This window comes from Bacillus infantis NRRL B-14911, from assembly GCF_000473245.1.
Taxonomy (GTDB): domain Bacteria; phylum Bacillota; class Bacilli; order Bacillales; family Cytobacillaceae; genus Bacillus_AB; species Bacillus_AB infantis.
In genome coordinates this window covers 2,630,441-2,650,515 of record NC_022524.1, presented here as the reverse complement: position 1 = coordinate 2,650,515, position 20,075 = coordinate 2,630,441, and the positions used below count along the sequence as shown (strand labels likewise).

The following is a 20,075-nucleotide window of genomic DNA, read 5'->3' as shown; positions in this document are numbered from 1 at the left end:
GCCTGGAATTCATTTCATCTTTTTAAAAAGAAAAAAAACTTGAGGCTAAATCGCCTCAAGCTGATATTAAATCTTTTCGCTCACCCCGGATTTAACGGAGCTTCTGCCCATGATTGGCAGGAGGATAAGAATTCCAACCGCCAAAAGCACAGCTGAAGCTTCATAAATCAGTACGATGGAAAGCTTGCTGAGCAGCCAGCCGGACATCGACATGGTAATGACGGTTGCTCCCATAAAGAGGGGATTCAGGATGCCATTGACCCTGCCGATAAAGTTTTCTTCTGTATTTTGAAGAATCATCGTATTAATGCCGATATGGATGCACGGCATAAACAGTCCGGAGAAAAATTGTGCAGCAAGTGTGAGCCAGAAAGCGGTGGACAGTCCCATTCCTATAAAGCCGAGTGCACTGGCTGCCATTCCAAGCGCAAGAAGCAGCTGGGGCTGAGCCTTCTTGGAAAGAGCTATAGTAATGCCTCCGCCAAGTATCATGCCGGCTCCAAATGCAGTCATCAGCCATTGCAGTTCCTCTTTTGGCAGGCCAAGCCTGTCAGTTATGAGAAAGACGCCCAGCGGCTGGGTAAGGCCGATAGCAAGGCCGGCAGCCGCAAAGCAGCCTCCGAGCAGGGTAAGCGGCTTGCTGCTCCAGACATAGCGGAAGCCATCCTTCATTTCCTGGAACAGTGATTTTCTTTCAGATGTTTCATCCAATTCCCTGTCAGCTGGCAGCATAAGCAGAATGAGGGCAGAGAGGATAAAAGCTATACCCATAACAGCAATGGCTGTCATGATTCCGAAACGCTGATAGACAAAGGTTCCGATAATCGGTCCAAGAATCATGAAAAGCGCAAATACAGTCTGGTAAATAGACATTCCCATCTGAACCAATTCTGCCGGTACATGCAGCTTGAAAAGCTTCATGCCGGCAGGCTGGGAAAATTGGGATAAGATCGAAGAAACAAGCGTCGCAAAGAAGATCACTTTCCAGCTTCCGAAGAGCAAGGTCAGCAGCACCGCAAATATGGACAAAGCACTTAATAAATCGCACCATACCATAGTCCTTTTCGGCCTCCACCTGTCTGCAAATGTCCCTCCGATAAAAGAAAACAGGAAGATCGGCGCAAATTCGGCGACTGATATAAGAGACACGGCTACCGGGTTTTCATTTGTTTTTTCAATTACATAAAGAAGGATTGAGTAATTTCGGACCCAGATCCCGATTTGCAGGAAAAAGACGGACAGCAGGATGGTTCTGATAACGCGATTTTGAAACAGCGCTCCGAAGCCTGCTTTTTCTGCAAGCATATTTTCTGTCATAAAAAAACCTCCTGGCTTTTTCTGGTCAGGAGGCTCCTTGGGTGTAAAGCAGAGCAGAGGGATTCTGCTTACTGTAACAAAGGGATGCACCAATCCTATCCAGAAAAGAATCGTATAAATGAATTACGAACATTTTCCAAAAAGAATTAGTTGTTCATCGCCCTTTTGTCACCCTTCCGGTAAATTAATATACATATATTACCGGAATCTAGAGGGGAAGGCAAGAGGAGGGATTGAATAATAAATCGACATATTCAGCAGAGGTTATTGATTTGAAATTGATTACAGAAAGTTTAAAATAATCATTAAGGTTGAATGGGGATTTACCCTAATTCGAGAATAGAACGGGAAAGGGGACTGTCATGAAGGAAGGAAGAGTTCAATTGCCAAATGGTATAAGTTTGAATGTGGCTCATAGTCTTTCTGAAAAACCAGTCATTCTGTGCCTGCATTTCAGCGGAGGAACATGGCAGGCATGGCATGGAATATTTCCGCATTTTTCTGCAGACTATAGTGTGATTGCACCGGATATGAGGGGACATGGTAAATCGGAAAAACCTGAAAGCGGCTACCATATTGAAGAAATGGCTGATGATATCATCCTGCTTTTAAATGAATTAGGCATTGAATGCTGCCATATCATTGGAAGCTCCATGGGGGCAGAAGTGGGGCTCAGCATCGCAGCCTCCCATCCCGAAATGGTCCAGTCGCTTGTTTGTGAAGGCGGTTTATATGATCGCTGGGGTGAATACAGCTTGCTGGAAGGAACAAAAGAAGAGGCAGAGATAGAAAGAACAGAGCTCCTGGCAAGCATTTATAATGAAAAAGAGCTTGTTTACTCGTCAGCTGAAGAGTATCTTTCGTCAATGAAAGGAGAATTCAAGGAAGCTAAAATCTGGAACAGACATACAGAAACATTTATAAGAAGCACGATGGAACAAAAAGTAAACGGACACTTCGCGAATCGCTTTACAAAGAATGTCCTAGCCGGCTTTATTTCGTCATGCTGGGATATCAGGCTGGAAGACTATTACTGTAAAATCAGCTGTCCTGTTCTTTTTCTGCCTAGCCAGGAGGAGTCTGAAAACAGACTGGCGGAAAAAAGCATCCAGCATTTTTCTTCCCTTATCCGGGAACATTACATTACCTATATCCCCGACTCACTGCATGCGTATGTTTGGCTGCAGTTTCCCTTCCAGGCTGCAGACGCCGTCATATCTTTTTATAAAAGCTTCAAATCAGGGAGGCTATCTTCTTAATGGACTTGCCAGAAGCGTTTAAAAGAACCATTATAAATGTACATAAAGAGAAAGGCATACAATGGCTTTCTAACTTTGATGATTTAATAGAAGAATGCGAGCGGCGGTGGAAGCTTAAAATAGGGGAGTATTATAAGCTTTCCTATAATTTTGCGGCGCCCGTTATCATGGCAAATGGAACAGAGGCAGTTCTGAAACTCTCCGTACCCAGCGGGGAATCAAAAGGAGAGGCATATGCCCTGGAGCAGCTTAAAGGGCCGGGCGTCGTGAAAATATTTGAAGCTGACGTGGAAAAAGGCATTCTCCTCCTTGAAAAGGTGTCCCCAGGTTCAACTCTCGCTGGAGTTGTAGACGACGAAGAAGCCGCTGGGATTGCCGCAAATCTGATGAAGAACCTTTGGGTTCCTGCACAGGATTCGTCTGATTTGCCTGGGATGGAGGAGCGGCATCAAAGTCTTCAGCGGATTCTCCGTGAAAATCCGGAAGGGCTGGGACCAATAACAGCTTCAATGCTGAATGAAGCAAACAGCATATTTGCTGAGAACATAAGGAATACAGCAGACAATTTCCTTCTTCATGGAGATTTGCATCACTATAATATCTTGGATGGCGGGAAAAATGGCTGGATTATCATCGATCCAAAAGGGCTGATCGGAGAAAAGGAATATGATGTTATACAGTACCTTCTCAACCGGCTGCCTGAAACAAATGCTGAATCTATCATCTCAAAAAGGATTAACCTATTCGCTGAGAAAGCCGGCCTGGAAAGGGATAAGCTGATCAGCTGGGGATATGCCCATTCGATCCTCTCGGCTTCATGGAGCTGGAAAGAAAATGGCCGCTGCGAACCTTCTTTTTTTAACAGTATTTGGGCATTTAAAGAGATGCTCAACAAAAGCAGGAATGCCTGAAAGGAATTAACTTTCCAATGCAGTTTAAAAGATGACCCTTGTAAGCAGAAATGCTACAATAGTAAAGGAAAAATATCTTAAATAGAGAGGTCTCAGGGGAAGCTATGCATAGAAATGAAGATTTACATGAATACTTAGTAGATAAAACATGGCAGCTAACAGAAGACTGGTATGCTTCTTTGGACAAAAGTGATCCAAAAGGAGTATACAGCTCGACCAATCCAAATGTTATTCGTACAATCAAGCAGCAAAATCATGATTTCCACGAGCATTTTTGCAAAATTTTTATCATGGATGAAGATCAGTTTTTCCATGAATTTGAGCAGTGGATTCTTTCTATAGCCCAGGATGAAGAGCACTTGAGCACTCCAGTCCACTTTATTTTAAGAGAGTTCTTTAACACCCAGGAACAGTATCTTGATTTGGTTGGAAAATTTACCGGAGAAAATGAAGGCAAGTATACTCAGGAGCAGATCAACACCTGGAACAGATTGATCATCAAGGCGTTCAGCAAGGTGATGACCTGGTTCACACAGGAAAACCATAAATTTTCTGAGGCCAGACTCAAGGCCAGCCAGGAAATGATCAATGAACTCAGCTCGCCGGTCATTTCGCTTAATAATAATGCAGCATTGCTGCCGCTTGTAGGCGATATCGATACGGCAAGAGCCAAGTTCATCCTTGAGCACACGCTGCTCGAATGCAATGAGAAAAAGGTTAACCATCTGTTCATCGACCTGTCAGGGGTGGTCATGATTGATACTATGGTTGCCCATCAGATTTTTCAGCTGATAGAGACGCTTACACTGATTGGCGTGAAGAGCACTTTATCTGGCATCCGGCCAGAAATTGCCCAGACGGCAGTGCAGCTGGGAATCTCATTCGACAGGATCAGTGTTACTTCCACCCTGGAGAGAGCCATCAATTCACTTAAATAAATCCACCCTCTGGAAGCTGTCATTCTGCAGCTTCCTTTTCTGTATTTTCACAGGTATCCGGCAGCATATATATTTTTCAAAAAGTGTTTAATCATCCAAAAAAACGGTTAAAGGTATATTGGAAAAAAGCATAATTAGTTATCGAAAAGCTAGGAAATTTGAAATGGTAGCATTATAATAATATAAAATAAACTAAAAAAAGATTTTTTGTATATTCATGTTGGGGGAGCTTATGACAAGAGAACTTGCACACATAGGGGAAAGAATTAACCAGGAAAAAATGCAGATTGCCAAACAGGTCCAAACAGAGCGATTCGCTGATCTGACAGATATAGAAAGAGAAGAAATCAGCAAATATGAAACAGAGATTTTGAATTTAAGAGCTGCTTTTATCAGCATGTTTGGAGACAGTCTTATCAAGTCATCCAAAGGGGAAGAAGTATCAGGAGTTTTTGAAAACTGGGGAGCCGAAACAGGGAAAAATCTGTGTGTTCAAGGTGTGTCGCTTGATGAGGCCCTCATGGATACGGCTTTATACAGGAAATACATATGGAAAGTAATCAAAAGAGAAGTTCTCAAAAATGAACTGGCAGCAGAAACCGTTTTTGAAATTATAGAAACAATCGATCCACTGCTGGATACGGCGGTCCATGCCTTCAGCCTGGCATATGTGAGATCGTATTCAGAAACATTGAATAATTCCAAAAAGGCGTTCCTTGAGCTTTCTGTACCGGTTGTCCCGATCACAGACTCTGTGGCCATCCTCCCGCTGATTGGTGATATTGATACTGACAGGGCACAGCTTTTGATGGAAGAAACACTTGAAAAGTCTAGAGATTTGGGTATTTCACACTTGATTCTTGATATATCAGGTGTGATGATCGTGGACACAATGGTGGCCAATGAGCTCTTTAAAGTAACTGATGCACTCAAGCTTCTTGGCATCAAGGTGATCTTTACCGGCATCCGTCCTGAAATAGCACAGACTATGGTTAATCTGGGACTTGAGGTGGACGGGCTTGTCTTCCTTGGCAGCCTGAAAAAGGCGCTGACGCGTCTGAATAAACAAAACGTTCTATAGAAAGAGAAGAGCACTGCCCAGCTGGCAGTGCTCTTTTCTTTCTGCGGCGCCTCGATGCTAAGATGGTGCGGTGCCAATTCCGGCTTCCCTCGGGCGCCTCGCTTTATACCATTCAAGGCAGAAAAAAATAATGATGAACAGGTCTATCAAATCGCCGCCATAATACATGAGGACTGCGCCGCTCTGAGCCTGATCAATTGATACACCTGCCGGGGGATGGGCGTATAGATATTTTGATAATATGCCATGGCCGGCCAGGGCTGTAATCAGGATGGCTGCCCTCAGCATAAAGCTCTTTCTATGCAGAGAAGGCTCAATTGAGATAAACGAAGCCGTAAACAGATATCCTGCCAGAAAAACATGCAAATGCACCAGCAGGTAAAGCAGAGGCTGTTCATGCATCCTTGTAAACAAATCGGTTGTATATAAAAGCCAAAGCCCTCCAATATTTAAGATTGCCGCAATTGCCGGATGGGAAACGAACCTAAATAAGCGCGATTTTAGCAATCTGGCCCCCTTTCTCGCATATCGGGCAGGCAGCATTCTCAAAAATAATGTGACAGGTGCGGAAAGGACCATCAGCAGGGGGCCGAGCATCCCGAGGAGCAGGTGGCCCATCATATGCATCGGAAAATGATTGTGGGACCAGGAAGCTATTGGACCTGCCGCCGCTATACAGCAAAGGATTCCGGCAGCCCAGAGAGCTGTCCTGTATAAAGGCCAATCACGTTTCCCGAAAAATTGGACTGCAAGGTACATGAGAAGCAGGCAAACAAAAAACACAATAAGGGCACCTTGGGAAGCGTTTAACCCAGTACTACCCACTGCTTCGTGGTGCTGATGGCTATTGCCGTGCATCTGGTGCAGCACCTGCCCTTCGCAGCTGTTTGTTCGTCTTCAGGAAAAGCGTGGTTCCCAAAAGAATGAAAAAGAGCGCAATAGCATTCCAAACCAGATCATAAGGCAATATTTCAACCTCATAGCGAATTTGATGAATTCTCATTAACTTATGCTGGATAGTCCCGTCATAAAAATTAAAGCCGCCTGAACCCAGCATGACGCCGCTCATCCATCTCTTCCGCCACCAGGCTGCCCGCCGGCGAAGGTCTGCAAGCATAAATAAAGCTGCTACCGTAGCAAACCAGCTGAAAGCATGAAAAAATCCGTCAGAAACCAGTCCTGCGGCTGTGGTGGAAAGGTCATAAAAATGGTGCCAGTGTAAAAGCTGGTGAAAAACAGCTTCATCCAAAAAAGCTGCCAGACCAACGCCAAACAAAGCACCAGAACCCAGATTCCTGCCGGCAAACTTGGCCTGGATCTGGGAAAGGGTTTTGTCCATTCTTGCCATCAGCCAGCCTCCTATCCTTTAAAAAGTCCTTTTCTCACCAATCTACCCATAATAACGCATATTTAAGCAGTGGAATTATTTTCCTTAAACCTTGTTTCAAAAGAACGTTTGTTCTATAATGGTAATGTAAATAAAAATAGTGGAGGGTTAAATGAGGCCGGAACTTACCAGTAAAATAAGCTATAAAGAATTCAGTGAATATTATTGGCTGAAAACAGAGCTTCAGGCTTTCTGCAGGAAAGAAGGGATGAGTACGTCAGGCGGAAAGGCGGAGCTGTCGGAAAGGATTGGGATATATCTGACTACAGGGGAGAAGAAAGGTCCAATAATAAAAAGAAGGCCAAAGCCACGTGCAGCCAAAGCCCCATTAAGCCTTGATACTGTCATTTCTGAAAATCATACTTGCTCACAGGAAGTCCGTGCTTTTTTCAAGAGTGTCATAGGTTCACATTTTCACTTTTCTACTTACATACAAGATTATTTTAAGCATAATCCCGGAAAGACCTATAATGATGCTGTATCAGCGTGGCACGAGGAAGAAAGCCGGAAAAAGGATCCTTCGTATAAGAGTGAGATTGGCCGGCAGTTCGAATACAACCAGTTTATCCGTGATTATTATGCAGACCAAAAAAACCAGGGGAAAAGCAGAGCTGAGGCTATTGCAGCGTGGATGCTAATTAAAAGCAGGCCAGGAAGCAATGAATATAAGTCCCCGAAATAGATTCCTCCATATTTCCGGGCCGGCCGGCAGGGGAGGCTAGCTTTTTTTGTCCTCCTCAAGCAGCTCGATGATTCTGTCCAGTTTCTGCTCCATTTTGGATTCGGGTTTTCCTATAACCATCCAGCGGACCAGGAAATAGACAGCAAAAACCATTCCAGCCATTACGGCTAACATAAGAATCTGGAATATAAGATCTCCACCGTTAAACATTCTTTCCACAACCTTTCTTTTTTTCCAGTATAGCATTTATCCTGTTTATTGATGGGATATAATTTACAAACGAAAGATTTAGGGCAGCACTAAAAATTTGATTGGTAAGGTAATGACAATTGTAAAAGGGGATTACTTCATGATAAACGAATATACAGATCGTGGTATTCCGGACATAGTACGGCAAAGAAAAGAGGCAGCGTTCAATGAAGGCTTTGAACAATCATGCAAAGATGAAGCTGGGAGGCTACTGTCTGTTATGGCTGCTCAGGCAGGCCAAGGAAGAATTCTGGAAATCGGAACAGGGCTTGGTGTTGGAAGCGCCTGAATTCTTTCGGGATTGTCACCTGAAGCTGAATTGGTATCAATAGACAATTCATTTGAGAGGATAGAAAAAGTCAGAGGCGGCATTCATCATAAACAGGCAATTTTTCTTCATGGCGACTGGAAGGAGGCAGCGGTGCACGGGCCATTCAAATTAATTTTTGCTGATGCTGCTTCAGCCAAACAAAAAGAAGGTGAAGATCTGATAAAAATGCTGGATCAAAATGGGGTGCTGTTTATGGATGATTTCACGCCTGAAGAGCATTTTCCTGAGGAATGGAAGGGAAAGCCTGATACAGTGCGGGAATTCGGGTTTCATCATGCTTTAATGGCTTCAGCGGAAATTTTACTCACATCCAAATGCGCAGCAATCATTGCGGTTAAAAAAGGATAGATTCACTCGAGGAATCCGTTTTTAATATGCCGTGCAGTACTAGTGGATCATATGGTCCATTTAAGTATACCTTGTAAATTCTCCAATAGTCAGTCTATCATTTTCTGCTTGACTGATAGGATGATAATAGTCGATGTTTAAGGGGGAGTTCTATTGATTGATTACCGGATAAAGCCTGCTGCAGGATACCGCAGCAGAGTTGCTGATGTGGTGAGTATGCTTGAACATTCCAGGTCTGTAACACTTAGTGAAATCCAGGGCCTGGATCAATTCCGGCTCGATTTTTTGATCGAAGAGGCCTCTAATTCAATCGGTGCCCTGCTGATGCACATGGCTGCGATCGAATTTGTCCACACCATCATAACATTTGAGCAAAGGGACTTAAATGAGGATGAAAGAGGAAAATGGGAAACCGCATTGGAACTGGGAAACCAGGCCAGAGAAAAGTATAGAGGCAATGATCTGGCATTTTACTTGGCTGAACTTGATGAAGTCCGGAGAAACACATTGGAAAAACTGAAGGACGCAGATGAAGCCTGGCTCCTTAAGGATCATCACTGGGAAAATGGGCTGGCATATAATCACTATTGGATGTGGTTTCACGTCATCGAGGATGAAGTCAGCCATAGAGGTCAGATTAAGCTTATAAAAAGGCTTGCGGACGGGCAGGCATGAAAAAGGGCGGATCATAGTCCGCCCTCTTATATAACCTTGATTGTTATCGGATAAATATATGGCTGATCAGGCTCACTGATCAATTCCCATTCTGTCACTTTAAGGAGCGGCAGCATTGTACCATTATATTCAGCCATCTCAATTATTCCTTTTGCTTTCACCCAGCTGTCAGCTTCCAGCCCTGAAGCTTCTTGAAATTGTGATAAAAAGCCGACGATGCTTGCATCTGCCACGCAATGGGAAACAAGGAAACGGGAGATGACAAGCTGGTCCTCGTTAAAGCCTTCTTCCTTATAAACAAATCCCATCAGCTCTATTTCCTTCCCCAGATAGCTGTCCAGATCTTCATGCATGCTCTCATAATAGGCGGCATATACATCGTCGTTCAAAAGAATGCTATTGCTTTTTGCCAGTCTTTTTTTGTATGCGGTGTATTCGTCATTTGTCATAACAGGCTGATCTTCCAGATTTGGATCAGGTTCATTTTCGTCTATAGTGTCACCCTGTTTAACCTCTAGCTGGTCCTTTGCTGCTTCATTCTGGTCAGTCTGATTCTCCTCTGTTGCCGCTTTACTCTGGTCAGCCTTCTGCTTTCCATGCGATAAAATGGCCATTCCCCCTTTTTTATCCGCAATTGATGCGTCCAGCACCTTGGGCGGGAGGAGGAAGCCCGTGATCAAGGGGAAGATGATGATCGTATAGGATAGCAGCTTTCTTGCTGTAAAAGGGGAGGTGCCATGATCATGATGATGCCCGCAGTCATGGCCTCCATCATCATGATGGCAGCATCCCATTTCACCATGATGATGATGATGATGCTTTTTTTCCTTTTGTCCCCATATACGTGTGATTTGAATAAAAAACAGGACCAGAAAAATAACAGATGCAATTTGGCTGAGGCTCTCATATTTGGGATTGATATATTTGCTGATCTCTCCTGTATAATGCAGCTTGAAAATCAATGCAGAAAAGATAAGCAGTATCAATGCCCTCAAGCCCTGCTGATAGTGTATGACCATTTATTCTCCCTCCTTTACCATAATCCCTGTACAATGAGCAAAGTTGCAAAGACGGCTGCCGCGACAATCAGCAGGACGGATAAGACGAATCTTTTGCGGAAGACGCTGAGCATCATCAGAGTATTTTTCAAATCAATCATAGGACCGAAAATCAGGAAGCCCAAAACAGAGGCAGGAGGGAAGATGCTGCCGAATGACGCCCCGATGAATGCATCGGCCTCAGAGCATAATGATAGAATATAAGCAAGGCCCATCATCACCAGCAGGGATGTGACAGGGCCGCTCCCTGCCTCGAGCAGTGTCCTTGCAGGCAAGTATACCTGTACGAATGAAGCCAGGAAAGCCCCCAGGATTAAATATTTTGCCATATCAAAAAACTCATCAATAGAATGTGTCAGCATCGACCAAAGCCTGTCCATGAAGGGGGCTTTGCTCATTGATTGCGCGGACTCTGTATGAAGGCCTTTTTTAAATTGATTGCCTTTGAAGAAAAGGCTGACAGCAAAAGCGGATGCCAGTGCAATGACAAAACCCAGCCCCATTCTAAGACCGGCCATCTTCGCATCATTGCCAAATGCCATATATGTAGAAGCAATAACGATCGGGTTAATAAGCGGTCCAGTAAGCATAAAGCCAATTCCCGCATAAATCGGCACCCCTTTGCCTACAAGTCTTCGAATAATCGGAACAATACCGCATTCGCATGCTGGAAAAAGGGCTCCCGCCGTACAGCTCATCAATATCGCCATATATTTGTTCTTAGGTATCCATTTTTTAATATGGTCATCAGTTACAAAAATCTGTATAAACCCGGCTATAAGAACACCGATCAATACAAATGGAAGCGCCTCTATCAAAATACTGATAAAAATCGTATTCAAATTGAGCAATGATGAGGGAAGCTCCACTGCTTCTTGAAAACTGACAATCAAAAAGATAAACAGGCCTGCTGCAACAGCGATAATCATACCTGTCAGATCGCCCATATTGCTTTTCATTATTCGATCCATATAAGCCTCCTAAATAACAGCACCCGCGGGTATCGGAATTTGAAGTAAACGTAATTATTACGCTTTACATTCTAAGCTAACTATATGTGTTTGTCCATGGGAATATACCTGCCCAATTTATAGCAGTTAAGGAGGCTGGAATACCTGTTTATTCAGGAGAAGAGGTGCGCAAATCGTCCTAGGAAGATCCTGATTAGTGAATAGAACCAGAACAGATGCAGGCAAATAGAATGTTGGGGAACCTTATCAGAAGTGGGGATTGCATAGGTTTAGAAGTTGTGGTTTAATTAATAAATCGTAACTATTACGTTTTATTTTAGAATAGTTGGCACTGAAGTTGCTAATAAAACTGAAAAGTTGCTAGTAAAACTGAAAAGTTGCTAATAAAAGAAAAAAGTTGCTAGTAAACTGGAAAAGTTGCTAATAAAAGAAAAAAGTTGCTAATAAACACAAAAAGCTGAGGCAGAACCTTACATAGATCACATCAGCCAAGCGCTTTTTTCAAGGAGGATTCAAAAGATGAAAGAATGGGTCATTGTCGGCGGGGGAATTCAGGGTGTTACGCTGGCTGCTTTCTTGCTGAGAAAGAAAAAAGTATCCTTAGAAGGGCTGTCAATTATTGATCCGCATCATGAGCCGCTATTTAATTGGAACCACTGCACAGCTGCCATTTCGATGCCTTATTTAAGATCGCCTTCTGTGCATCATATCGATGACGGGCCTTTCAGCCTGCAGAAATTTGCCGGTGATACCGAACAAACGAAAGCATTCTATGGCAGGTATAAGAGACCTTCATTAAGATTATTCAATGAGCATTGCCAGCATGTTATCCAGGAAACAAAATTAAAAGATTCATGGGTGCATGGCAGGGTGAGCGAAGCTTTGGAGCGGGAGGGCGGCTGGCGTGTTGCCCTTCAGGATGGCCGTACATTAGATACGAAAAATCTAGCCATTGCAATCGGGATTGGAGAACAGCCCTTACTTCCTGAATGGGCCATCAGTCTAAAAGAAGAGGGCTGTCCTTCCATATATCATATTTTCGAAAAAGGCATTCCGCCCCTTGAACATCTCCAGGTTCCTATAACGGTCCTTGGCGGGGGAATATCAGCGGTACATTTGGCCATAAGCTTAAGCACACAATATCCCGGCCAGGCAGCATTGCTTAAACGTCATCCATTCAGGGTGCATGATTTTGACAGTGATCCAGGGTGGCTCGGTCCCAAAAACCAATATGGCTTCCGCAAGCTGGAATCCTGGAAGGAAAAACGCCGGCAGATTATAAAAGCAAGGAATAAGGGATCCCTTCCATTTGATCTTCTGTCAAAAATCAAGCATTTGGCTAAAGAGGAAAAGCTTCACCTTATTGATGGCCATGTTGAGCGGGCTGAATGGAGCGGAGAGGGCATTTCTATGTTCAATGAAGAAGGGGAGCTCATCCATCAGACTGGGACTGTTGTTTTGGCCACCGGCTTTCAGGCCGGCCTTCCGGGAAAAGAATGGCTTGCCCCTTTTATTGAAACGCATAGCCTGCCTTGTGCAAAATGCGGTTATCCGATTGTTGGCCATTCACTCCAATGGTCTCAGGGACTTTATGTTACAGGAGCACTGGCAGAGCTGGAGATAGGGCCGATTGCCCGAAATATCTCGGGGGCACGCCAGGCAGCAGAAAGAATTACAAGCAGCTTATGATCATGTTTAAATCGTAATGAATACGTTTAAGGGAGAGGTTTTTATGACTATAAAGAAAATACCTGTTACTGTTTTGAGCGGCTATCTTGGCTCAGGAAAAACAACTTTGCTCAATTACATTCTGGCAAATCGTGAGGGCCTGAAGGTGGCTGTGATTGTCAATGATATGAGCGAGGTGAATATTGATGCTGCAATGGTGAAGCAGGGCGGCTTCTCAAGGACAGATGAAAAGCTGGTTGAAATGCAGAATGGCTGCATCTGCTGCACGCTGCGCGAGGATTTAATGATAGAGGTTGAAAAGCTTGCGGCCAAAGGCGATATTGATTATATCGTGATTGAATCAACAGGAATCAGCGAACCGGTTCCTGTTGCTCAGACCTTTTCATATGCAGACGAAGACTTAGGAATTAATCTGTCCTCCATTTGCAGGCTGGATACCATGGTGACAGTTGTGGATGCGTACCGTTTTTGGCAGGACTTTACGTCAGGAGAAAGCCTTCTGGACAGGCAGGAGGCGGCAGGGGATTCAGATGAGCGCGAAGTGGTGGACCTGCTGATCGATCAGATTGAATTTGCCAATGTGATATTGCTGAACAAAATCGATTTAACAGACAGGAAAGCTGCCGAAAAGCTTACAGCCGTCCTCCGCAAGCTCAACCCGGGAGCAGATATCATCGAAACAATACAGGGGGCAGTGCCCCTGGAACGCGTGCTGAATACAAAGCTTTTTGACTTGGAACAAGCTGGACAAAATGCAGGATGGATTAAAGAGCTTAATCAAGAGCATATACCGGAAACCGAGGAATACGGAATTTCTTCTTTCGTCTATAGAAGAAGAAAGCCATTCCATCCTGACCGGTTTATGCAATGGCTTGAACAATGGCCTGTCGAGGTTGTCAGATCAAAAGGCTTCATTTGGGTTGCAGGCAGGGAAGATACTGCCGGTCTTCTTTCTCAGGCTGGACCGTCGCTTATCCTGCAAGGGGCTGGTGCATGGATTGCATCGCGTCCCGAGGCCGAACGGGAACAAATACTGTCAGAAGATCCCGAGCTTAAGCAAAGCTGGGATGAAATAACAGGGGACCGGCAGACAGAGCTGGTTATGATCGGCATAAAAATGGACCGCCGGGCCATTGAGGATTCGCTTGATGTTTGCCTGATTAGTGAAGAGGAAGCTGAGGCAGACTGGAAGACTTTTGAGGACCCTTTGCCTGCTTTCTAAAATCGTAAGATGCCGCATTAAAATGTTGCGGCGTTTTTTTTTTTTAGAGGAAGGATAAAGTTCATTTAAAAAAGAAGAATACAAGATTAACGGCTCTTTCTCTTCATAAATATAATGAAGAAAAGGGGATGTTTTAATGAGAAAAGCATTATTAACAGGGATAGTACTGGCGGGTCTTGCGGCGGCTGGTTCTTTTGCTCGGGATGACTGGAATCTTTTAGTGATGCTTAGCGGGACTGTATCATTAATTTCAATTTTAATAAGCGGGCTATTGTTTGGTGTTTTTACCAGCGGCGAACAGAACAGGGCTAATTTTCACACAGAAAGCAAGAATGATAGAAAGAAGCGGCAAAAAATAGGGGGCTGTGTCCTGCTGTTCGGCCTCCCGAATATGATAGCAGTATTGGTATATTATCTTGTGTCAGGCGGAGGATAAATCTATGGAAGAACTTGAATTTGCAATTAACCTTAGGGGATCGGGAGAGCTCAAGAAGTCAAATCTTATCCTCAAGAAGCTTGCTGACAGAAATCCCAGCGATGCGCTGATCAGCTATCAAACTGCCTGGAGCTTTGATTTGCTGGGGGAAGAAGCGGATGCAGCTCCCTATTATGAAAGAGCCATCAGCCTTGGACTTCCAGATAAAGAGCTGGAGGGGGCACTGCTCGGATTGGGGAGCACTTACCGTACATTAGGAGAATATCAGAAGGCAAGATATACGCTTGAGAAGGGGATGGAAAGATTCCCTGATAACCGTGCAATGAGCGTTTTTTATTCTATGGTTTTGTACAATTTAGGAAGCCATGGAGAAGCAATGGGCCTTCTGCTGGAAAGCCTGGCGGAAACATCTTCAGACGAAGGCATTCACCAGTATAGAAAGGCAATATTATTTTATGCAGATAAGTTGGATACAGTCTGGAAATAAGGGCCTTTAACAGGTCCTTTTTTCTTTAATGTGAAACTTACTGTTCTTTTTTTCGTCAAATCTATTATAAAAGTAAGAAGGCAATGAAAAAGCAGTAGAAGTGTCTGTAATCGAGCTGTCTGAAACAGCACAAGGAATACATAAGATCATCTTCAAAAAAGAAGCGAAGGGGACCTCAAGCATAGGGAAAGTCTTGTGCCATATCCCTTTTCAGCGCAGCGTGAGCAGTCAGAATTGAGAGGAAAGGTTTTATTATGAGAAGAAAACTAGGAGCGATCGCAGGTTTATTTATCCTGGGATCACAGCTGTATATACTATTTTTATGGATGGCAGATTGGGAACAGCTGACGACTGTACCTGGATTGGTTCTGTGGGGTGCAGCCATTATGCTTGGCCTTCTGGTTTCCCTCATTTACCACCAGCTCAGGGAGCCTGAGAAATATATAAGGATAAGTAAAAACATTTTATTCAGCAGTACGATCATGACCATGCTGCTGGCCGTACTAGCATTTGTCATAGAGCTGATAACAAGCTCTATGCCTTGATAAATTGGGGGAATAGTAGATGCCAGAGATCGAACATAGAATTTTGATCAGGAAAGACAGAGATGATATATTTCGGATTTTAACCACTGGGGAAGGCTGGAACAGCTGGTTTACCGATGGAACGATCCTGAATTTGAAATCTGATGGCACAGGTGATATCCGCCTGAAATGGAACAGTTATGGTCCGGAAAAACTTGTGCTTGAGGATGGAGGGAAGATCCTTCATGCAGAGCAGGGCAGGCGATTCACTTTTCAATGGACTCCAGGTGAAAGTACGACGACGGTGGCGTTTACACTGGAGCCTGCTGATAAAGGTACGCTTGTCAGTGTTCGGGAGACAGGGTATTCCTCCTCCAGAAAAGACTTGGATGCCTGCGTTAAATGTGCAGCCGGCTGGGGAGAGGCACTGGTCCTCCTTAAGTTTTATGCAGAGCATGGCCAGGTCTGCAAGCAGGATTTAGGCTGAATATTAGAATGCTCATCCTTAATCGGGACACCCTAATGGCAGGAGGGATTTTCCATGAGATTAAGGATTTTTTTATGCATAGTGATTATTTTTGCAAGCATGCCCCTTTCCAGCCAGGCTGAAGGAAATTTAAAGGCAGTTTTTATACGGGACGGTAATTTGTGGCTTGCTGAGGGAAAAAAAGAAACCCGTTTGACTGAAGGGGGACAGGCTTCAGATCCGAAATGGTCTTATGATGGAAGGTTCATTGCTTATCTGTCTGCAGAGGGTGAACAGCGTTATCTGTATATATATGATTTACAGAAGAACCGCAGCTATCAGCCCTATAAAACAATCGAAACCTATCACTTCGAATGGTCTCCGGATGCCAATACGATTGCTTACACTTCCAGGGGAGTCCTTAATATCACAAAAACAAAAAACGGAATACCAAAAGGCTTTGAAAATGTCTCTTTGGGCGTAAGTGATTTTACATGGACGCCGGACGGCAAGGGATTCATTGCCTCGTCACAAGCGGAACTGCTGCCCACAGGATGGGGGCCGGTAAGGCTGTTCAAAATAAAGAAGGATGCCGCACTGAACGCTGAAAAAATCAAGCCGTTTTATACGATTAAAACGGACCCTGACAAATTGTTCGCGATTGATGCAAATCATTTTAAGTGGAGCACAGACGATAAGTGGATAAGCTTTCTGGGAGTCCCGACCGCATCATGGTCTGCAGACAGCAACACACTCATAGTATTGTCGGCAGGAGGAACCCGTTTCCAGACTATCGGCAAGATGCTGAACCAGCCGGACTGGTTTAAATGGTCCCCGGCAGAAAATAAAATTGCGTATATTTCAGGTGAAGGCAGATTTCTAGTTCAGGATAAAAGGACGTCGGTAGCAGATATTCCAATTTCAGCAGGCCAAAAGGATTATACCCCAGAAGGTTATGTAGATATTGACCTCGCTTGGCTGACAGCAGATGAGGTGATCACGGCCCGGGCAAAGGAAAATAAAGACTGGAAGGAAGGGCCGGTCCCAGAGATGTATTCAAAGCTATACAACATCAATATCAAATCAGGCATCCAAAAGCAAATCACTTTCCCAAAACCAGGCAGCATGGATATCAAGCCTCAAGTTACAGGAAAGTATATTGCATGGATGCGAAAAGAAAGCGGGAGACTGCAGGGAGAAATCTGGATCAAAGAGGGAGCAGCCGGCAAAGCAAAGGTATGGCTTGAAAGAGTGGACGGTGCACCGGTTTTTTACAACAGCAAGTAGAGAAAGCCCATTCGCTGAGGATGGGCTTATTTGATATGTTTTTTCAGATAACGAATGAGTGTAAACTAAGCTAGAGTTGAGAAGAAGCGATGATATGTATGAATAGAGGCTAAACAGTACATGAGGTGAGAAAAAAGAAGTCCCTCATGCATCGAATAGAGGCTAATCAATGCATGAGTTGGAAAAAAAGAAGTCCCTCATGCATCGAATAGAGGCTAATCAATGCATGAGTTGGAAAAAAAGAAGCCCCACATGCATCGAATAGAGGTTAATCAGTGCATGAGTTGAAAAAAAGAAGTCCCTCATGCATCGAATAGAGGCTAATCAACACATGATTTGTAATGAAAGCAGCGATCTCGCCCAGGCTGAGATCGCCACTTGTTTACGAAAGCCCCCCCAATAACCTTCTAGGTACTCGCTTGTTATTGATATTCTCCCTATCTTTTTCCTTCCAAAAAACCAAAATTTATTATTCTAATTGTTACAAAATTATGGATAAATGACAACTATCGTTTACATTTTGACTATAATCCTTTACTCTTAAGGTGACATAGGGAGGGGAAAATTACCATGTTAAAAAATTCCGTTCGGGAAATGAGGGCGAGATTCCGTTACACACAGCAGGATCTTGCAGATAAGATCGGTGTTTCTCGGCAGACGATCGGGCTGATTGAAAAGGGCGATTATGCCCCGTCCATCACACTCGCCTTAAAGATATCTTCTGTATTTGGAGTCCCGGTCGAACAGATATTCCATTTAGAAGGGGAAGAATGACCATGCTAAAAGCTATTTTTCAATCTCCACTCTTTAATTGCCTGCTGATCCTGGGCCTTGGGATCATAATGATCGGCAATTATTATACTGAAAGTGTTCCTGGATGGATGAATATTGATCCGCTGTACCTCGGCATTCCAATACTCATCCTTGTTGCTTCCATACCTGTCTACAATAAGCTGAACCCTGGCAGCAAGGTGAAACCGCAGATCATCCCGATGGAGTTGAGGGAAGAGGACGAAGGTCAGCAGTGGATCACCTATAAGGCGACCAGGAAGGTGTATATCTTTTTTGCCTCATTCATCCCAGTTGCCATTGCACTGACAGCTTTCTTGAATCATATTCCTTACTTCCCGGTCATGCTTCTTGCCGGGATGGGCATTGTGCAATACGTGATTTTTTGGCTGGAGCTGAGAAGACACTGATAAAGGGGGAGCTAAAATGGATAAACAGATGCTGATTTCACTTTCCATACTGGCTGTATTGCTCGAGGCTTTTCTGATATTTGTTTTTATCAAATATAAACAGGGAAGGATCGATCATAACCCATTTGGAGCGATGGTGTTAAAAGAAGGGAAGATTCTGTATTACAGCCTTTTCCAATGGGGGAAGACGAGGCCTGCAAATCAGACAGCTGTTTTTCCATTATTGAAAGGCTCCAATTATTTTTGGCTATTCCTCGCTCTTTTACATGAACAGATTCTTGAGATGATTGTTTTTCATATCTATCTGAGAAATGAGGAGCCCGCCCTTGCTTACACTATTTCAGCGGTCCATATTTACAGCATCATTTATATGATCGGCGATTATAACTGGCTCCGCAATACACCTATCACCGTAAGCAATAACAGGGTTGATATGAAAATCGGGGCGAGGAGGGAATTGTCCTTCCATATCAGCGAGATTGACAGCATACAGAAAGCATCCCTTCAATACAACAAAAGCGGGGGAATCATTTACGAAAAGGGTGTCTTTCATGCGACCGCTTTCCCGAGAGTGCTGACCAGGATATTTGGAATGGGTGACGAGCTGAGGCATGAAATAATATTTAAGCATCCTGTTACGGCAAGAGGTTATTTTGGATTAAAGAAAGAAGTGAAGAAAGCCTTCATATATATCGAGCAATCAGACGAACTTGCTGAACTGCTGAAGCTGAGAATGGCTGAGTGTTCAGATGAGGAAGAAGAAATCCAGGTCCAAACAATAAAAGAGCCGCTTGTTAATTGGAGGGTGTATTTCCTGCTACTCGCGATCAACCTGGCAGGGGCACTGGCATTAGCTCCTTATGCAATGGCCAGGGAAGGTTTCCATAAGGAACTGGGTGTGTCCGAAGGAGTGTTTACGCTGATTTTTGCAGGTCAGACCCTAATCGAAGCTGGCATTCTAATCCTGCTCGCTCTGCTGATGGCGAGAACGGCAGCTGTTAAACTTCCCATTTTGGAATCTTTCATTATGCGCACAGGAAATTGGAGGAAGCATGGAAAAGATGCAGGAAAGGCTGTCTTTTATGGAGTCCTGACAGGGATTGTGATTTGTATCACAAGCTACTTTATATCGAAGCCGCTCGGTATTGATAATTCCAGCATAAACGAGCCTGATTGGAAACTGGGTCTTTTAGGCTCTTTCGGAGCGGGTACTACAGAAGAAACCATGTTCCGATTGTTCTTTGTCACTCTGCTTCTCTGGTTAACAGTGAAAATCAAGAAAAAGAAGCCTGGGAAAACTGCCATCTGGATCAGCATCTTTAGCGCAGCTCTCTTATTTGGCGCCCTGCATTACGGTGTTGCAGCTTCGGCTTTCGACATGACTCTTGGTCTTGTTCTTGGAATGCTCCTTATAAATGGAATAGGCGGTATCGTGTTCGGAGCGATATTCGTTTATGCGGGGCTGGAATATGCAATGATCGCCCATATCTTTGCTGATATCGTCATACATGTCGTTGCCCCGCAATTTATTTGAGAGGTTAATAGCTCTCTGGTGCCT

Annotated in this window: 24 protein-coding genes; 18 read left to right on the top strand and 6 right to left on the bottom strand. The window is 44.1% G+C overall.

The window, feature by feature from the left end; all coding sequences use genetic code 11:
• Window positions 1-66: 66 nt before the first annotated feature.
• Complete coding sequence (locus N288_RS13405) at window positions 67-1,317, bottom strand: MFS transporter (RefSeq protein ID WP_022543980.1); 1,251 nt, start codon at window positions 1,315-1,317, stop codon at window positions 67-69.
• Between the two features lie 362 nt (window positions 1,318-1,679).
• Between N288_RS13405 and N288_RS24335 the strand changes: the two genes are divergently transcribed.
• The 4 genes from N288_RS24335 (at window position 1,680) to N288_RS25685 (ending at window position 5,506) form a co-directional block, all read left to right on the top strand.
• On the top strand, window positions 1,680-2,576 hold the full coding sequence (locus tag N288_RS24335) for an alpha/beta hydrolase (protein WP_022543979.1): 897 nt from the start codon (window positions 1,680-1,682) through the stop codon (window positions 2,574-2,576).
• Window positions 2,576-3,487, top strand: a complete 912-nt coding sequence (locus N288_RS13395; RefSeq protein WP_009793354.1) for an aminoglycoside phosphotransferase family protein — start codon at window positions 2,576-2,578, stop codon at window positions 3,485-3,487. Before N288_RS24335 ends, N288_RS13395 begins: the two co-directional genes overlap by 1 nt.
• Window positions 3,488-3,591: 104 nt before the next feature.
• On the top strand, window positions 3,592-4,425 hold the full coding sequence (locus tag N288_RS13390; protein ID WP_009793355.1) for an STAS domain-containing protein: 834 nt from the start codon (window positions 3,592-3,594) through the stop codon (window positions 4,423-4,425).
• Window positions 4,426-4,657: 232 nt separating this feature from the next.
• Window positions 4,658-5,506: an STAS domain-containing protein gene (locus tag N288_RS25685; RefSeq protein WP_022543978.1), complete on the top strand. Its 849-nt coding sequence runs from the start codon at window positions 4,658-4,660 to the stop codon at window positions 5,504-5,506.
• A 57-nt stretch (window positions 5,507-5,563) separates the two neighbouring features.
• On the opposite strand, the gene N288_RS13380 is transcribed toward N288_RS25685, so the two are convergent.
• Both N288_RS13380 and N288_RS13375 read right to left on the bottom strand, forming a co-directional pair.
• Window positions 5,564-6,364: a cytochrome c oxidase assembly protein gene (locus N288_RS13380; protein WP_035402279.1), complete on the bottom strand. Its 801-nt coding sequence runs from the start codon at window positions 6,362-6,364 to the stop codon at window positions 5,564-5,566.
• On the bottom strand, window positions 6,351-6,854 hold the full coding sequence (locus N288_RS13375; protein ID WP_009793358.1) for a DUF2243 domain-containing protein: 504 nt from the start codon (window positions 6,852-6,854) through the stop codon (window positions 6,351-6,353). Before N288_RS13375 ends, N288_RS13380 begins: the two co-directional genes overlap by 14 nt.
• A gap of 151 nt (window positions 6,855-7,005) precedes the next feature.
• Between N288_RS13375 and N288_RS13370 the strand changes: the two genes are divergently transcribed.
• On the top strand, window positions 7,006-7,575 hold the full coding sequence (locus N288_RS13370; RefSeq protein WP_009793359.1) for a DUF6434 domain-containing protein: 570 nt from the start codon (window positions 7,006-7,008) through the stop codon (window positions 7,573-7,575).
• Window positions 7,576-7,611: 36 nt separating this feature from the next.
• Here the strand turns inward: N288_RS13370 and N288_RS13365 are convergent, their stop codons facing one another.
• Window positions 7,612-7,785 carry a DUF4083 domain-containing protein gene (locus N288_RS13365; RefSeq protein WP_156917013.1) on the bottom strand — a complete coding sequence of 58 codons (174 nt, stop codon included), beginning with the start codon at window positions 7,783-7,785 and terminating at the stop codon, window positions 7,612-7,614.
• Between the two features lie 139 nt (window positions 7,786-7,924).
• On the opposite strand from N288_RS13365, the gene N288_RS13360 reads away from it, so the two are divergent.
• The 3 genes from N288_RS13360 (at window position 7,925) to N288_RS13350 (ending at window position 9,178) form a co-directional block, all read left to right on the top strand.
• Window positions 7,925-8,113, top strand: a complete 189-nt coding sequence (locus N288_RS13360; protein ID WP_022543976.1) for a hypothetical protein — start codon at window positions 7,925-7,927, stop codon at window positions 8,111-8,113.
• 132 nt (window positions 8,114-8,245) lie between these two features.
• A complete protein-coding gene (locus tag N288_RS13355; protein ID WP_157638551.1) occupies window positions 8,246-8,503 on the top strand; it encodes a hypothetical protein in 258 nt (85 codons plus the stop codon).
• A 153-nt stretch (window positions 8,504-8,656) separates the two neighbouring features.
• Complete coding sequence (locus N288_RS13350; RefSeq protein ID WP_009793363.1) at window positions 8,657-9,178, top strand: DinB family protein; 522 nt, start codon at window positions 8,657-8,659, stop codon at window positions 9,176-9,178.
• A gap of 26 nt (window positions 9,179-9,204) precedes the next feature.
• On the opposite strand, the gene N288_RS13345 is transcribed toward N288_RS13350, so the two are convergent.
• A complete protein-coding gene (locus N288_RS13345) occupies window positions 9,205-10,197 on the bottom strand; it encodes a TIGR03943 family putative permease subunit (protein WP_009793364.1) in 993 nt (330 codons plus the stop codon).
• 14 nt (window positions 10,198-10,211) lie between these two features.
• Complete coding sequence (locus N288_RS13340; protein WP_022543975.1) at window positions 10,212-11,207, bottom strand: permease; 996 nt, start codon at window positions 11,205-11,207, stop codon at window positions 10,212-10,214.
• Between the two features lie 519 nt (window positions 11,208-11,726).
• Between N288_RS13340 and N288_RS13335 the strand changes: the two genes are divergently transcribed.
• The 10 genes from N288_RS13335 to N288_RS24320 all read left to right on the top strand — a co-directional run bounded on the left by N288_RS13335 (window position 11,727) and on the right by N288_RS24320 (window position 20,051).
• Complete coding sequence (locus N288_RS13335; RefSeq protein WP_009793366.1) at window positions 11,727-12,896, top strand: FAD/NAD(P)-binding protein; 1,170 nt, start codon at window positions 11,727-11,729, stop codon at window positions 12,894-12,896.
• A 43-nt stretch (window positions 12,897-12,939) separates the two neighbouring features.
• Window positions 12,940-14,118 carry a GTP-binding protein gene (locus N288_RS13330; protein ID WP_022543974.1) on the top strand — a complete coding sequence of 393 codons (1,179 nt, stop codon included), beginning with the start codon at window positions 12,940-12,942 and terminating at the stop codon, window positions 14,116-14,118.
• 136 nt (window positions 14,119-14,254) lie between these two features.
• On the top strand, window positions 14,255-14,554 hold the full coding sequence (locus N288_RS13325) for a DUF5316 domain-containing protein (RefSeq protein WP_009793368.1): 300 nt from the start codon (window positions 14,255-14,257) through the stop codon (window positions 14,552-14,554).
• Window positions 14,555-14,558: 4 nt separating this feature from the next.
• Window positions 14,559-15,041 carry a tetratricopeptide repeat protein gene (locus tag N288_RS13320; RefSeq protein WP_009793369.1) on the top strand — a complete coding sequence of 161 codons (483 nt, stop codon included), beginning with the start codon at window positions 14,559-14,561 and terminating at the stop codon, window positions 15,039-15,041.
• A 254-nt stretch (window positions 15,042-15,295) separates the two neighbouring features.
• On the top strand, window positions 15,296-15,586 hold the full coding sequence (locus N288_RS13315; RefSeq protein WP_009793371.1) for a hypothetical protein: 291 nt from the start codon (window positions 15,296-15,298) through the stop codon (window positions 15,584-15,586).
• Window positions 15,587-15,605: 19 nt separating this feature from the next.
• The gene (locus N288_RS24330) at window positions 15,606-16,052 is read left to right on the top strand and encodes an SRPBCC family protein (protein ID WP_009793372.1); all 447 of its coding nucleotides are present in this window, start codon (window positions 15,606-15,608) and stop codon (window positions 16,050-16,052) included.
• 54 nt (window positions 16,053-16,106) lie between these two features.
• On the top strand, window positions 16,107-17,318 hold the full coding sequence (locus N288_RS13305; RefSeq protein ID WP_009793373.1) for a TolB-like translocation protein: 1,212 nt from the start codon (window positions 16,107-16,109) through the stop codon (window positions 17,316-17,318).
• A gap of 570 nt (window positions 17,319-17,888) precedes the next feature.
• Window positions 17,889-18,092: a helix-turn-helix transcriptional regulator gene (locus N288_RS13300; protein WP_009793374.1), complete on the top strand. Its 204-nt coding sequence runs from the start codon at window positions 17,889-17,891 to the stop codon at window positions 18,090-18,092.
• The gene (locus N288_RS24325; protein WP_009793375.1) at window positions 18,089-18,517 is read left to right on the top strand and encodes a hypothetical protein; all 429 of its coding nucleotides are present in this window, start codon (window positions 18,089-18,091) and stop codon (window positions 18,515-18,517) included. The genes N288_RS13300 and N288_RS24325 overlap by 4 nt, the downstream gene beginning before the upstream one ends.
• A gap of 16 nt (window positions 18,518-18,533) precedes the next feature.
• Entirely contained in the window at window positions 18,534-20,051 is a 1,518-nt protein-coding gene (locus tag N288_RS24320) for a CPBP family intramembrane glutamic endopeptidase (RefSeq protein WP_009793376.1), read from the top strand.
• The last annotated feature ends 24 nt before the right edge of the window (window positions 20,052-20,075 follow it).

Coding starts and splice junctions, on each gene's coding strand:
- N288_RS24325 (WP_009793375.1), top strand. CDS start 18,089: ATGACCATGCTAAAAGCTATTTTTCAATCTCCACTCTTTAATTGCCTG.
- N288_RS13320 (WP_009793369.1), top strand. CDS start 14,559: ATGGAAGAACTTGAATTTGCAATTAACCTTAGGGGATCGGGAGAGCTC.
- N288_RS13325 (WP_009793368.1), top strand. CDS start 14,255: ATGAGAAAAGCATTATTAACAGGGATAGTACTGGCGGGTCTTGCGGCG.
- N288_RS13330 (WP_022543974.1), top strand. CDS start 12,940: ATGACTATAAAGAAAATACCTGTTACTGTTTTGAGCGGCTATCTTGGC.
- N288_RS13335 (WP_009793366.1), top strand. CDS start 11,727: ATGAAAGAATGGGTCATTGTCGGCGGGGGAATTCAGGGTGTTACGCTG.
- N288_RS13300 (WP_009793374.1), top strand. CDS start 17,889: ATGTTAAAAAATTCCGTTCGGGAAATGAGGGCGAGATTCCGTTACACA.
- N288_RS13390 (WP_009793355.1), top strand. CDS start 3,592: ATGCATAGAAATGAAGATTTACATGAATACTTAGTAGATAAAACATGG.
- N288_RS13375 (WP_009793358.1), bottom strand. CDS start 6,854: ATGGCAAGAATGGACAAAACCCTTTCCCAGATCCAGGCCAAGTTTGCC.
- N288_RS13395 (WP_009793354.1), top strand. CDS start 2,576: ATGGACTTGCCAGAAGCGTTTAAAAGAACCATTATAAATGTACATAAA.
- N288_RS13315 (WP_009793371.1), top strand. CDS start 15,296: ATGAGAAGAAAACTAGGAGCGATCGCAGGTTTATTTATCCTGGGATCA.
- N288_RS25685 (WP_022543978.1), top strand. CDS start 4,658: ATGACAAGAGAACTTGCACACATAGGGGAAAGAATTAACCAGGAAAAA.
- N288_RS24330 (WP_009793372.1), top strand. CDS start 15,606: ATGCCAGAGATCGAACATAGAATTTTGATCAGGAAAGACAGAGATGAT.
- N288_RS13345 (WP_009793364.1), bottom strand. CDS start 10,197: ATGGTCATACACTATCAGCAGGGCTTGAGGGCATTGATACTGCTTATC.
- N288_RS24320 (WP_009793376.1), top strand. CDS start 18,534: ATGGATAAACAGATGCTGATTTCACTTTCCATACTGGCTGTATTGCTC.
- N288_RS13360 (WP_022543976.1), top strand. CDS start 7,925: ATGATAAACGAATATACAGATCGTGGTATTCCGGACATAGTACGGCAA.
- N288_RS13305 (WP_009793373.1), top strand. CDS start 16,107: ATGAGATTAAGGATTTTTTTATGCATAGTGATTATTTTTGCAAGCATG.
- N288_RS13380 (WP_035402279.1), bottom strand. CDS start 6,364: ATGCACGGCAATAGCCATCAGCACCACGAAGCAGTGGGTAGTACTGGG.
- N288_RS13405 (WP_022543980.1), bottom strand. CDS start 1,317: ATGACAGAAAATATGCTTGCAGAAAAAGCAGGCTTCGGAGCGCTGTTT.
- N288_RS13365 (WP_156917013.1), bottom strand. CDS start 7,785: ATGTTTAACGGTGGAGATCTTATATTCCAGATTCTTATGTTAGCCGTA.
- N288_RS13370 (WP_009793359.1), top strand. CDS start 7,006: ATGAGGCCGGAACTTACCAGTAAAATAAGCTATAAAGAATTCAGTGAA.
- N288_RS24335 (WP_022543979.1), top strand. CDS start 1,680: ATGAAGGAAGGAAGAGTTCAATTGCCAAATGGTATAAGTTTGAATGTG.
- N288_RS13340 (WP_022543975.1), bottom strand. CDS start 11,207: ATGGATCGAATAATGAAAAGCAATATGGGCGATCTGACAGGTATGATT.